Source organism: Olleya sp. AS48, assembly GCF_038900355.1.
Taxonomy (GTDB): Bacteria; Bacteroidota; Bacteroidia; order Flavobacteriales; family Flavobacteriaceae; genus Olleya.
In genome coordinates, this window is the sequence record NZ_JBBMRD010000003.1 from 159,277 (window position 1) to 172,175 (window position 12,899).

The following is a 12,899-nucleotide window of genomic DNA, read 5'->3' on the forward strand; positions in this document are numbered from 1 at the left end:
TATATGACATCAAACAGAAACTTTGTAATTGGTGATATTCATGGAGGACTAAAAGGGTTAAAGCAATTGTTAGAGCGTATTGGTTTGACTGAAGATGATAGCTTTATTTTTTTAGGAGATTATGTAGATGGTTGGAGCGAATCTGCACAGGTTATACAGTTTTTAATTGAGTTTTCTAAGCAATACAATTGTATTTTTATAAAAGGAAATCATGATGTTTGGTGTGAACAATGGTTAGAAGATAAAACCGTAAATCAAGCTTGGTTTGTTAATGGAGGCGAAGGTACAATAGCAAGTTATAATCCGTTTTCAGACGAAGACAAAGCCATACATTTACAGTTTTTTAAGCAAATGAAATTGTATCATCTTAACACTAATAATCAACTGTTTTTACATGCTGGATTTACATCAATGCATGGCGTAGAGAATGAAGTGTATCCTGAGACTTTATATTTTGACAGAACCCTTTGGGAAATGGCGGTAACTATGGATAAAAGAGTGAAAAAAGACTCTGTATTATATCCTAAACGTTTAAAACACTATCACGAAATTTATATAGGTCATACACCAACGATTAGGTTTAACTCCGATCAACCTATGCAAGCCATTAATGTATGGAATATTGATACAGGTGCTGCATTTACTGGTAAAGTTTCAGCTGTAAATATTGATGATAAAACCGTATTTCAAAGTGATAATTTGCCTAAGCTATATCCAAACGAAACAGGGAGAAATAGTACGTCTTATAATTCAACTAAATAAAATTAAAGGTTTTTAACGCTTACAGATTTTATTTAAATAATAATTATGTAACTCTTTTGCAGAAGCACCAAACCATTTTTTTATATAAATGACTAAGTAATGATATTGTAGTGTCCAAACACCATGTTTTTGATATAGCCTAGCTGAGGTTTTAAGCTTATGGTTAATCACAACAAACTCTTTACGTTTATAAAGCTCATTTATTAAGATATTGTCTTCGTAAATAATATAATTTTCGTCGTAACCTCCAATATCATTAAATAACGCTTTGGTTATAAACTGACTTTGATCACCACCACGACTTGCTCGCCAAGAAAATTGAGTTAACCAACTAGTAAAACGTAACCACCAATGGTTACTATCAAATTGTAATCTAAAACAACCTGCATTATTACCTTTTTTAATTTCATCTAAAATTAATTGGTCATATCTGTTAGGCGGAAAAGAATCTGCGTGTAAAAAATAAAGGATATCTCCTTTTGAAGCTTTGGCACCATGATTCATTTGTTTAGCACGACCTTTTTCAGAATGTAAAACTTTAATATTTAAACCTAATGCTTGAATAACTGAAACAGTATTATCAGTACTGCCACCATCCACAACTATAATCTCTTGGATGGTGTTTAATGAGGCATTGTCAATTAAATGATACAATACCTCTGTAATATGTTTAGCTTCGTTTAAAACCGGAATAATAATACTTATCATGCTGTATTTACGTAAGTTTTATTAGGTTGGTTTTAGTCATTTAAGTCCCAGTTGTAATCTTTGTAGCTAATTTTAGCTTTCGCTGAAATAGTTATAGCTGTGTACTTGTTTAAAAAGTCAATCAAACTTCCGTTTTGCTCAAAATCCTTATCAAACCATTTAAATATTTTTGATAATTTTAAAGCGTTTTCAAAGATTTCATTTCGGTTTGTATCACTTAAAAACTCTTGAGTAGCCAAGGTTAATTGTTGTTCTAAATTATCTGCTGTAAATGCAGAGTTTTGTAATTTAGGGCAAGAGTAAGAGGCGCAAACAATAGCAAAATGTATGCGTGGTTCGTCCATTTTACGTAGTATTTTATGCTCTATATCTTCAAGATTATACCATTTGTCACCAAATTGCCATAAGCGTTGTTCCCAAGGGTCTTTAATGTCTTTTATGCTTTTTACAGGATAGTTTTTTATAATTAAATCTATTGTTAAAGCATTATAAGCGTTGATCCAAAAGGCTAGTTTTTCTTCTTTTGAAATAGAATCAAATTCAGGTTTAGACTTTAATATCGCGAGAATATTTATGTATTCTAGTAATTTTTTATAATCTGTTTTAAATGATTTATAATTTACATTTCCGTTAGCTGAAACATGTTTTTGTAATAATTCATTCCATAAAAAATGAATGTTAGAATGCTCTGTTTTCGTAAGAATCTGATTGAATTCGTTATTTTTAGGAATTGAATCTTTTTTGTTTGATATAAATTTTTGTCGTTTATCAACAAGATCATATTCAGCAATTTTTACATCTTCAGTTATTAAGTATTTTGCTTTTTTAATTATGTAACTACTATCATTTGTTTTGTTGATAGTATCCATTTTAATTTCAGCTATAGCTTCTTTTTTAATTGTATTAGTTGCTATTTGAGTATTTTGTACAGTTTGTTTTGTGCTTTTACAAGCGCAAAACAAGACTAATAATGCTAAGGCTAAAAGTTGTTTCATTTTTTTAAAGGATATAATTCTTGACTAATAAAATCTTTTGGAAACGTTTCGTCGCCTTCAAAACCTAACTCGATATCACGACCATCATGCGGAATGTAATTAGTTTTAAAAATATAATCCCAAATACTTAACGTTATACCAAAATTAACACCAAACTTTGTGTGTTCTGGCAAGTGTTTTACATGATGCCAAATGTGCATTTTTGGATTGTTAAATACATATTTTAAAACACCATAATCCCAACCTAAATTAGCATGATTTAAGTGTCCAACAGTTATTGCAAAAAAGTGGACTATTGCAACGTGTTGCGCATCAAAACCGCCAATTATGGCAATTGGTATGTATAACATGGATTTATATAAAACCGGTTCCATCCAATGGTAGCGTAAATGGGCAGCAAATCCCATTTCTTTAACGCTGTGATGTACTTTATGGAAGTTCCATAAAAACTCAAAACGATGTAATAAATTGTGAGTTATCCATTGTGTAAAATCTGAAATTATAAAGAAAATAAATAGTCCTAACCATAATGGTAAATTATCTACATCAAACAGTTGAAAACTTGAAATTGATAATCCAACAACACCTAAAATATCATCAAAAAAACTTGCAGCAGTATTAGATAAAGCTATTAATACAATAAGATTTAGTAAAAAGAAATTAAAAAACATGTAAAACGTATCCAACCAAAAATCCTTACGGAAAATAGATTGCTTTTTACGCCAAGGAAACACAATTTCTAAACCCCAAACAACTAATGAGATTATGATTAATCCATAAAAATAGTTGTCCCAATTATTTGGGAATATAATCTGGTGTTTTAAATAGTTCCAATAGCCAAAATAGGCGTTTTTTATTATTTCTAAATACTTTTCCATAGCTGGCTAAATTAGCCTTTTAGTTACTTTTTTGATGTAACTAAAGTTACATCGTGTTATAGTTTTTCTATTAAACCTTTAAATAGCGTAATCATATCTGGTTCTGCTTGATTAGCCATAGCTATAATCTCACCAATATCTACAGGTTTTAGATTACTTGGGTCGCATTCATCTGTTAAAACTGACACTGCAGCTACCTTTAAATTTAAATGATTAGCGACAATTACTTCTGGGACAGTACTCATACCTACTGCATCTGCACCAATAATTTTAAGCATTCGGTATTCTGCTCTAGTTTCTAATTGTGGTCCAACAACACTAGCGTAAACACCTTCGTGTAATTTTATATTATTTGCTTTTGCTATAGCTTTAATTTTTGCATTTATGTCTAAATCATAAGGCGCACTCATGTCTGCAAAACGCTCACCAAGCTCAGCAACACCTTTAAATGCTAGAGGAGAACTTCCTTGTAAGTTAATATGATCGTCAATAAGCATTAATTCACCTTTCTTAAAGTTTAAATTAATAGCACCAGAAGCATTAGATACCAGTAGTGTTTTGATGCCCAATTTTTCCATAATTCTAACTGGGTAAGTAACATCTTGTAAGCTGTAACCTTCATAAACATGAAAACGACCTTGCATTACAATTACTTTTTTTCCTGCTAACGTCCCATAGATTAATTTTCCTTTATGAAACTCGACAGTAGCTGTAGGGAAATTAGGAATGTGATTATAACTTACCTCTTGGATAACTTCAAGTTCATCGGTTAATTTTCCTAATCCAGTACCTAAAATAATACCAACTTCTGGTTGGTCAAATCCTTTTTCTTTTAGGTATTCTACGGTTTTATTTATTTGCTTTATCATGTTCAATTAAGGCTTTTAAGGTTTGGTTGTTGGACATATCTTCGTATGTGTCAACATCATTTAATGGTTCTAACAAAAATACGTTTTCCTTAACTAAATCTTTCATGGTGTCTTCAAAAACTGTTTCTGTTCCCCAAGATTTATTTTCAAAAATAGCTGGATGTAATTGTTTCATTCCTAAAAGATAATAGCCACCATCTATTGCAGGTCCAATCACTGCATCATTATTATCTAAAGCGTCAAAAGCTTGATTAATATGTTCGGGTTTTAAGTCGTATAAATCGCTACCAACTATAACTATTTTAGTGTAGCCAGAATCAAAACCAGTTTTAAATGCATTAGACATTCTTACGCCTAAGTGGTCACCAGATTGTTGGTGTTTTTGGTAAATATCAGCATTCCAAAGGTCGTTTTCTCTAATTTTAACCGAGTAATATACTGCCTTGTCACAGTCTATTTGTTGTAAAACGCGTTCAGTGTGTTCTAATAATTTTTTATATATCGCTAAAGCGGAAATATTGCCAATAGTCTTAGCTAATCTTGTTTTTACTTTTCCTAACTCAGGGTTTCTGGTGAAGGTTATTATTAGGTTATTATGAGCCATTATTTAGTGTTCTTTTTTGTAGGTTTTACTTCAAATACTTGTTCTCCTTTTGTCAACCATTTACTCCACTCTTCATTAAAGGTATGGACTTGTTCTGTTTCTTTTTCTTCGGAATCTACTACAATAAAATCGTTGTTTTTCCATTCGAAAATGCCACCATACAGATTAAGTACATTGGTGTAACCGTCGTCTTTTAGCTTTTTAGCAATGGTTTCAGATCGTATTCCAAGTGAGCAATAGACTACTATTTTTTGATCTTTGTTAGTGTATTGTTCTGTGACTGTCTTGATGTCAAAAAAATCGTAACCTACTAAAGTCGCATTTTTAATGTGACTGACTTCAAATTCTTTAGGTTCTCTTGCGTCTAATATAATAGCGTCAGTTTTTGGCATTGCCAATTCTTGAACGGTAATGTAGGGAACGCTATTTTTATTGTGTTTTTTTAAAAGCTCATCTAAAGTGTCTTGAGCAAATATTTGTGCTGTAAATAGACTGATAAAAATTAATAATACTGTTTTCATGTGATTTATAAATTAAGTCCAAAACCTTGTAATCCACTTTCAATAGCTGGTAAAATCTCGGTATTATCCCAAATACCAGTCACTATTGTTCTTGCGTATTCTTCTGGTAACAAACCGTTTTTCATTAAACTATTAGTTAGCTTATAGTTATAGTCGAGCGTATGATGCGTAAATTTCATTTCGCCATTAATGTCTTCTAAAATGGCGTACCAAACTTGTGGTGATCCATCATTAGCAGGCATACCAATAACACCTGGATTTAGCCATAATTTGTTGTCTTGCTCATGACTAAAAGGTAACCCACAATGTCCAGCAATAATAACATCGCTTTTGGTTGCGTCTATCGTTTTTGCCTTAATATTCCAGTCTGTAGATTTAAATACAAATTCTGATACATTAAAATAATCACCATGGACAACGGTTACTTTTTTATTAGCATAATTAAAATAGATATGATCCGGAAACGTTGCTAAATACGCTATCGAGTTTTTACTTAGTTTACTTTGTGCAAAAGGATACCAAAGTTTAGAAAACCCATCACATCGTGAGCCTTCTGTAAAATCGCAACCACAATCTGCTTCACCTTCGGTTAATTGGATTTCTACATTACCTAAAATACTTTTGGCTTTCCATAATTTTAAAAGCTGTACCGTTTCTTCGGGTTGTGCACAATAGCCAACAACATCTCCTGTGCAAATACAGTTCTCTGGAGCAATATTTTGCTGTTCAGCAATAGCTTTAAGTGCTTCTAAGGCTTGAAGATTACTGTAAACGCCTCCAAAAAGTAAGACTTTACCAGATAATGTGCCTATATTATTTATTGTTTTATCCATCTAGGAACGAAATATAAAAGGTTACAACTAAAAATGCCCCAAACATTGACCCAAAGTAAATCTGCATAACGACCCTTTGTAAAAATTAAAGCTTCTGGGAACACTTTGAATACTAATAAAAAACCAAAAATTATACCACAACCAATACTTAAATAGAAGCTAATTTTTGGCACTTTATAACTCCAGAATACAAATATTGGTGTTAAACCAATGACCATAGTTCCAGATATTGTGGTGGCAGAAAGGATTTCGGCATTAAAAAAGATTGGGATTGTACCAAGTACAGCAATGGCTACCATTGCTAGTCTACCAAATGTTAGACTTTTACCTAATCCCAAATCGACAGCTAATAATTTTGAAAACGATGAAAACGTTGAATCTAAGGTTGATGCTGCTGAGGTAATCATAATAAAATTAATGACTAATAACACCACAACTCCAAATGCTTTTCCAACCTCTACAGCTGCTTGTCCTTTTAAACCTTGAGTTTGTGCATACACACCAATTAAACTAAAAAGTATGATGCAAATAGCACCTAATAAACTAGCCCATAAAAAGCTTTTTCTAGTCACTTTTGGCGAACTAATAAAAGCTCTGTCAGTTAGTACAGGATCATGAAAAGGATAGCTAAAAGATTGTATTATGGCTGCAAAAAACAGGTTTAAACCTAGTTCAAAACTCCAAGTTCCAGAGTTTACAATGTCTTTTGTATTAAAATTTTCAACTGAAAAAATAGTATATAAAATAATGATTAATAGTACAGAAAATAAGACCATTTGTATCACATCTGTAAATATTGAGCTACTCAAACCACCTTTTATAGCATAGCTTAATGTTAGTAATGTAAATACAATGATGGCAGTGTAATAGCTAGAACTTCCGGTTTCACCAAAGTAAGAGCCAATAACCATGGTATTACTCCAAACCTCATTAAATAATCTAATAATGATTAAAAACGTGAAAATAGCAACCGCTTTTTTCCCAAATTTACTAGTTAAAAATTCATGAATACTTGTATATCCACCTTTGGTACGTAATTGATAAATTAGTAATCCTGCAACCGCAAAACTTAAATAATATCCAGCATAAGCGACACCTCCAACTAGACCAAAATCTAATCCTAAATTAGCAGCATTAGTAATGCTTTTAGCAAAAATCCAAGAGATTATTAAACTACCAGTTAGGACTAAAACATTTGGCGACTTTTTGTTGTGATTGGCTTTAAAAAAAGATGCAGTGGTTTTTGCATAAGGTGATAAGGCAAACAAGATTAAACTTGAAGCTATTACTAAAATCCATTGCCAAATTTCTGTACTCATTTTTTAGTTTTGGTCCCACCAAACTGGGAAGTTAATATCGTTACCATTAGTTGCACTTGCTGCTTGATTATAGTTTATGGCATTTAAAGCTTCTTCTTCTGCAGGATAAGGCATTCTGACTGGTATTAATCCATTGTTTAAACTTGCAGATATTGCATTAAACTCAGGAAAACCTGTACGTCTGTAGTCTACCCAACCTTCATAACCATTTATAAGATTAGCAATCCATTTTTGAGTGATAATTTGTTGTAAAGGCGTTGTTCCTGGTGCATTATAAGCAGCATTGCTTGTTAGGTAAGTTGCAGGTAAATCGGTTTGCCAATACTCAAAAGCATGTGCGACTCCTGTTTCATATAATTCTTGTGCATTGGCGCTAATTAATCCTTTTAAGGCAGCTTCAGCTAAAATAAAATGAACTTCCCAAGAGGTTATAAAATTAGCATCCAAAACCGAAGTGTCTTCTCTAAATGCACTTCCAGCTAACGAATAGTCTGCCAAAGCAATTGATGTTGATGAAGCATCAATACCATTAATCAATCCATTAAATTGATTGGAAGACGAGTTTTCAAAAGGTTTGAAAAACGTGCTTATTCTATCATCATTTAGGTCAATTAAAATATTTTCCATGGTTTCTGATAGAACAAAATTATTAAAATCTCCTATTCTTAATTGCGCCAATCTAAAGCTGTTTGGATCTGTGTTTGTAAAGTTGAAAATAGCATTTTCAGCTGTAGCTGAAATATAATTATCTTCATTATATATGGTTTGTAATTCAGTTGAAACATCCACTTGATCGGAAATACGAAGCAAATATTTTAATTTTAAACTATTTGCAAATTTTACCCAAGCGTCTAAATCTCCATTAAATAAAATATCTCCTTCCAACGGTATCGCTAAATCGTAATTTGCAATAGCTTCAATCCCATTATTAAGATTATCTAAAATACCGTTTTCATTTAAATAAATAGATTCTTGACTGTCGTAACTTGGTGTAACGGTTCCCTCAATACCATTAAAGGCTTCAAAATAGGGCACATCACCAAACAAATCTGTTAATCCTGCTGCCATGTATGCTTTTAAAATTAAAGCAGGACCTTCATAGACTTTAAAGGTTGAGGTGGTTTTGGATTGTGTTAATATAATCTCGTTATCACGTAAATTGGTGTAAAATATTGGCCAAGGATTTCCACCTAATTGTGGCGATTTTAAGGCGTGTCTGTCAAATAAATTGAAATCTAAAGCAGTCCTATGTTGCGATAATAAATCGCCAGCAACAAAACCTTCATAACTCATTTGTTCTCCAAAATCGTAAATAACTTGACGTAGTAGCAAACTAGGTTGCACTGTGTTTGGTGCATTAGGATTGGTGTTTATGTCTTCAAAGTCTTTAGTGCAACTTGTGGTTAAAACAAGCGCGAAAAAGCTTAATATGTATAATGTGTTTTTCATGATGTGTCTATTAAAAATTTAAACTTGCTTTTAATCCAAAACTGCGTGATGTGGCATAACTCATATCTTCTACACCACTAACAAAACCGTTACCTTGTACTGCTAATTGTTCTGGGTCAAAGTGTGGGTTTTCAGTAATAACAAATAGGTTTTTACCAATTAAAGACACTGCAATGTCTCCACCTTCTTTTAAGCCTAAAAAGCCTTCTTTTAATTTAAAATTGTAACCAACAGAAAATTGTCTCAACTTTAAGTAAGACGCGTCATAGATGTTATTTTGCTCTTGATTTCTGTCATAAAATTGTCTGTAATAGCTTTCTGCAGATATAGCTACAGTATTTGGTAAACCTGTATTAACATTAACTCCTTCTGCTACAATACCTTCGTCAGGTCTGTATTCTGTTTCGGCTAATTGTCCTCCAACATTACCTAATGCGCTAGTTCTTGATACAATTTCGCCACCTTGTCTCCAGTCAAATAAAAAGCTTGCAGTCCAATTTTTATAGTTAAAGTCATTGTTCCAACCTAATGTAAAATCTGGATTATAATTTCCAAGTTTCTGCAAAAAATTATTGCTGATGTAATTACCTTGGTCATCTAAAACAAATTCTCCAGTTGGGTTAACACTATAACCTGTACCATAAATATCTCCAATCTGTCCACCTTCTTCAACTTGAAACCAAACCGTTTGATTGGCACTATCATAAATTCGGCTATAAGCCAAAGTTAAACGTCCATCTTCTTGAGGTAACTCTTCAATAGTTGCTTTGTTTTTAGCAAAATTGAAGGTTGTATTCCATTTAAAATTAGACGTTTTGATAGGAGTGAACCCAGCGATAATTTCGACACCAGTCGATTTTACTTTTCCACCATTTACAACTTGTTGTTCATAACCGGATGAAATTGGTATTGGTAATGAAATTATTTGATCTTTAGTTATGGCATTATAATAGGTAAAGTCAAAACGAATACGATCTTTCAAGAAACGTAAATCTGCACCAAATTCGTAATTAGTGGTGCTTTCTGGTTTTAATTCTGAATTAGGAATAAAATCCTGATTACTAAAAGTAGGTTGACTATTAAAAGGTGTTTGCGATACAAAAGCTCCAGAAGTTTGATACGGATTAGTATCGTTACCAACTTGTGCCACACTGGCTCTTATTTTTGCAAAAGATACAGCTTCAGGAAGCTCTGTAACATTAGATAAAATAAAACTGGCTGAAGCCGAAGGATAGAAAAAAGAAGTGCCATCCACCGAAAAAGGTGTTGCTAAAGCACTAGACCAATCATTACGACCAGTAATGTCTAAAAACAGAAAATCTTTATAGCCCAGTTTTGCAATTCCATAAAAGGAATTGATACGTTTTTTAGATTCAAACTGAAACACTTCAATAGGTGATGCAGCATTATTTAAATTAAAAATTCCAGGTTGTGCCAAACTAACCGTTTGTGATTGCTTGGTTGATGCTGTTTGGTTTAATCGGTTTCCACCAATGGATGCATCTAATTTAAAATCGCCAAACGTATTGTTGTAATTTAATAGAAAATCGGTATTAACTTCTCTGTAAAACACATCATGTTCTGCGTAAGCACCATTTTGAAAACGATTACTAGAATACGCACGTTTTAGTACTCTTTTTTCAGACGAATAATCCATACCTGTTCTAACCTGAAGATTTAAATGGTCTGTAAATTTATGTGTAATAGCAACGTTTCCGAAGACACGATCACGATTAAAACTATTTGTATTTTCGTATAAAATAAAATAAGGATTATCAAAAAACGTGTAGTTAAAACTATATTGTTGTACACCTTCTAAACCAGGTTGCCAATAGTTTTTTAAACTATTAATATCAAGACTTCGTGGTCCCCAAGCTACCAAACTGTAATTTACATTTTCGCTACCATAACCGTTAGATGGTCTGTTATCACTTGAAGAATTGGTGTAAGATAATGAGGTTGAGATAGTCGTTTTTTCTGTGGGCTCAAAATTTAATTTTGCAGCAAAAGTTTGTCGGTCTAAATTTACACCAGGAATAATAGATTCGCTTCTTAAATCTGTAAACGATAATCTATAATCACCAGTATCAAAACCACTAGAAATAGCAATATTATTAATGGTAGTAATTCCTGTTTGGTAAAAATCTTTTAAGTTATCTGGATTAGACTGGAATAAGGTTGGTGTAATAGCGTCACCAGAATATAAAGCAGTATCTCCACCACGTACAATAGTTCCGTTTGCTAATGTCACTGGACTATTAAACTGCGGAACGTAAATGCCAGCATCCAATTGTGGTCCCCAAGAATAGGTGATATTATCATTAATTCCGCCTCCAAGACCATCAACATATTCAAATTGTCCAGAATTACCTTGTCCGTAACTATTTTGAAATTTTGGTAATCTAAAAGCATTATCAACAAATAACGACGTGTTAATGCTAATCCCTAAACCTTTGGTTTTTTTACCATCTTTGGTTTTAATAACAATCACTCCGTTGGATGCACGCGTACCATACAAAGCAGCAGCACTTGGACCTTTTAATACAGAAACCTCTTCGATATCGTCTGCATTAACTTCCATAGCCCCATTTCCAAAATCTATTTCCTGAAAACCAGCAGCAGCTTCGTTTGTAAAGTTAAAAACAGTATTGTTGTTAATTGGGACACCATCCACTACAAATAAAGGATTATTGTTAGAAAATGAGGCTTCACCACGAATCGTTATTTTTGAAGACGATCCAACACCTGTCGCACCTTGAGAGACTGTAACACCTGCAAGTTTACCAGCAAGATTATCAATAAAGTTTACCGTTTTGACTTCGGTTAAACCTTCACTTTTTAAAGATTGTACTACATATCCAAGCTCTTTAGTGTCACGTTCTAGACCTAATGCAGTAATGACTACTTCGTCTAAATTAGAGGTATCTTCTTCTAAAACAACATTAATAACCGTTTGATTATTAATTGCAATTTGTTGTGTTTTGTAACCAATAAATGAGAATGTTAAGTTTTCCGTTTCCTCAGAAATTGTAATAGAATAATAACCGCTGTTATCGGATATTGTTCCGTTATTTTGGTCTGCTAAAATATTAACGTATGCTAAAGTTTGACCATCTTGTGCACTTGTTACAGTACCAGTAATCGTAGTTTGTGCAACGCTAAATGTACAAACAAGAAGCAAAGCACATAAGTAAATGTGTTTCATTTAAATTAAATTAGTTTCAGTATAAAATTGGCTAAAAGCCACTATTGGTTGGTGTAAACTAATTTAGGAGACCCTTTGTTAAAAGGTAATTGTTGTGGTAATAATAGGTATTGTAATGCTATGTGTTTAAGTATCGCTTTCGCGGAAATACAAAGTTGTAGTATTATAGTTTTTAGTGTTTTTGAAACCGTTTTATAACTATTTAAAATAGCTTTTAAGTCTTTAAACGAATCGATGTCGTCTAAGGTTTCAAGCGTACTAAAAGTGATTTTAGTCGAAGATAAGAATTGTAATGTAGTGCTTTTTAAAGCTGAAGTTTGCCAAGGTAAATTTTTAAACTGCTTAGCATTAAATAGGTTTTTGGTTAAACCCATTAAATAAAATCCGCCATCTTTTGATGGTCCAAAAACCAACTGATTGTTGTTTAGTTTTTGGTAAGCATCATTTATGTGCTTGGTTTTTAGATGTGGTGTGTCGTTTCCTATAGAAATAACATTAGTAAAACCTCTATCAAAAACCGATTGAATAGCATTTGTAAAACGATCACCAAAATTTAAACCTTGTTGCTGTGCTTCAGTAAAATGAAAAAACGGTAATCCTGTTTTTTTAACTTTTTTAATAGTCTCGTTTGTAAGTGTTTCAAACAACCGACTATCTGAAAAAGATTTGCGTTTAGCATCCTCTTTAGCAGAATTAGAAAAAATTAAAATGGCAGTTTTAGTCTTCATTTATGGATTTCCGCGACAGCGAAAAAAG

The 12,899-nt window shown here is 32.5% G+C and carries 12 protein-coding genes; 1 reads left to right on the plus strand and 11 read right to left on the minus strand.

Going from position 1 to position 12,899, the window contains the following annotated elements:
* Positions 1–3: 3 nt before the first annotated feature.
* Entirely contained in the window at positions 4–762 is a 759-nt protein-coding gene (locus WNY60_RS05780; RefSeq protein ID WP_342861791.1) for a metallophosphoesterase family protein, read from the plus strand.
* Between the two features lie 12 nt (positions 763–774).
* On the opposite strand, the gene WNY60_RS05785 is transcribed toward WNY60_RS05780, so the two are convergent.
* From WNY60_RS05785 to WNY60_RS05835, 11 genes are read right to left on the minus strand one after another with little or no spacing between them, the layout of a single operon-like run.
* Positions 775–1,470 carry a TIGR04283 family arsenosugar biosynthesis glycosyltransferase gene (locus tag WNY60_RS05785; RefSeq protein ID WP_342861792.1) on the minus strand — a complete coding sequence of 232 codons (696 nt, stop codon included), beginning with the start codon at positions 1,468–1,470 and terminating at the stop codon, positions 775–777.
* A 32-nt stretch (positions 1,471–1,502) separates the two neighbouring features.
* A complete protein-coding gene (locus WNY60_RS05790) occupies positions 1,503–2,465 on the minus strand; it encodes a DUF547 domain-containing protein (protein ID WP_342861795.1) in 963 nt (320 codons plus the stop codon).
* Positions 2,462–3,343, minus strand: coding sequence for a sterol desaturase family protein (locus WNY60_RS05795; protein WP_339808772.1), 882 nt, complete (start codon positions 3,341–3,343; stop codon positions 2,462–2,464). The genes WNY60_RS05790 and WNY60_RS05795 overlap by 4 nt, the downstream gene beginning before the upstream one ends.
* Before the next feature lie 56 nt (positions 3,344–3,399).
* A complete protein-coding gene (locus tag WNY60_RS05800; RefSeq protein WP_145003824.1) occupies positions 3,400–4,212 on the minus strand; it encodes a purine-nucleoside phosphorylase in 813 nt (270 codons plus the stop codon).
* The gene (locus WNY60_RS05805) at positions 4,193–4,816 is read right to left on the minus strand and encodes a TIGR04282 family arsenosugar biosynthesis glycosyltransferase (RefSeq protein WP_342861796.1); all 624 of its coding nucleotides are present in this window, start codon (positions 4,814–4,816) and stop codon (positions 4,193–4,195) included. Before WNY60_RS05805 ends, WNY60_RS05800 begins: the two co-directional genes overlap by 20 nt.
* Entirely contained in the window at positions 4,816–5,337 is a 522-nt protein-coding gene (locus WNY60_RS05810; protein WP_342861797.1) for a rhodanese-like domain-containing protein, read from the minus strand. The genes WNY60_RS05805 and WNY60_RS05810 overlap by 1 nt, the downstream gene beginning before the upstream one ends.
* A 5-nt stretch (positions 5,338–5,342) precedes the next feature.
* Positions 5,343–6,170, minus strand: a complete 828-nt coding sequence (locus WNY60_RS05815; RefSeq protein WP_342861798.1) for a metallophosphoesterase family protein — start codon at positions 6,168–6,170, stop codon at positions 5,343–5,345.
* On the minus strand, positions 6,155–7,489 hold the full coding sequence (locus WNY60_RS05820; RefSeq protein ID WP_342861799.1) for a sodium:solute symporter: 1,335 nt from the start codon (positions 7,487–7,489) through the stop codon (positions 6,155–6,157). Before WNY60_RS05820 ends, WNY60_RS05815 begins: the two co-directional genes overlap by 16 nt.
* 3 nt (positions 7,490–7,492) lie before the next feature.
* The gene (locus tag WNY60_RS05825) at positions 7,493–8,938 is read right to left on the minus strand and encodes a SusD/RagB family nutrient-binding outer membrane lipoprotein (RefSeq protein WP_342861800.1); all 1,446 of its coding nucleotides are present in this window, start codon (positions 8,936–8,938) and stop codon (positions 7,493–7,495) included.
* A gap of 10 nt (positions 8,939–8,948) precedes the next feature.
* Positions 8,949–12,143, minus strand: a complete 3,195-nt coding sequence (locus WNY60_RS05830; RefSeq protein ID WP_342861802.1) for a SusC/RagA family TonB-linked outer membrane protein — start codon at positions 12,141–12,143, stop codon at positions 8,949–8,951.
* A gap of 41 nt (positions 12,144–12,184) precedes the next feature.
* Entirely contained in the window at positions 12,185–12,871 is a 687-nt protein-coding gene (locus WNY60_RS05835; protein WP_342861803.1) for a DUF2064 domain-containing protein, read from the minus strand.
* Positions 12,872–12,899: the final 28 nt, after the last annotated feature.

What these genes read in the sequence shown, in the direction of transcription:
- WNY60_RS05780 (WP_342861791.1), top strand. Translation starts at nt 4, where the DNA reads ATGACATCAAACAGAAACTTTGTAATTGGTGATATTCATGGAGGACTA.
- WNY60_RS05785 (WP_342861792.1), bottom strand. Translation starts at nt 1,470, where the DNA reads ATGATAAGTATTATTATTCCGGTTTTAAACGAAGCTAAACATATTACA.
- WNY60_RS05790 (WP_342861795.1), bottom strand. Translation starts at nt 2,465, where the DNA reads ATGAAACAACTTTTAGCCTTAGCATTATTAGTCTTGTTTTGCGCTTGT.
- WNY60_RS05795 (WP_339808772.1), bottom strand. Translation starts at nt 3,343, where the DNA reads ATGGAAAAGTATTTAGAAATAATAAAAAACGCCTATTTTGGCTATTGG.
- WNY60_RS05800 (WP_145003824.1), bottom strand. Translation starts at nt 4,212, where the DNA reads ATGATAAAGCAAATAAATAAAACCGTAGAATACCTAAAAGAAAAAGGA.
- WNY60_RS05805 (WP_342861796.1), bottom strand. Translation starts at nt 4,816, where the DNA reads ATGGCTCATAATAACCTAATAATAACCTTCACCAGAAACCCTGAGTTA.
- WNY60_RS05810 (WP_342861797.1), bottom strand. Translation starts at nt 5,337, where the DNA reads ATGAAAACAGTATTATTAATTTTTATCAGTCTATTTACAGCACAAATA.
- WNY60_RS05815 (WP_342861798.1), bottom strand. Translation starts at nt 6,170, where the DNA reads ATGGATAAAACAATAAATAATATAGGCACATTATCTGGTAAAGTCTTA.
- WNY60_RS05820 (WP_342861799.1), bottom strand. Translation starts at nt 7,489, where the DNA reads ATGAGTACAGAAATTTGGCAATGGATTTTAGTAATAGCTTCAAGTTTA.
- WNY60_RS05825 (WP_342861800.1), bottom strand. Translation starts at nt 8,938, where the DNA reads ATGAAAAACACATTATACATATTAAGCTTTTTCGCGCTTGTTTTAACC.
- WNY60_RS05830 (WP_342861802.1), bottom strand. Translation starts at nt 12,143, where the DNA reads ATGAAACACATTTACTTATGTGCTTTGCTTCTTGTTTGTACATTTAGC.
- WNY60_RS05835 (WP_342861803.1), bottom strand. Translation starts at nt 12,871, where the DNA reads ATGAAGACTAAAACTGCCATTTTAATTTTTTCTAATTCTGCTAAAGAG.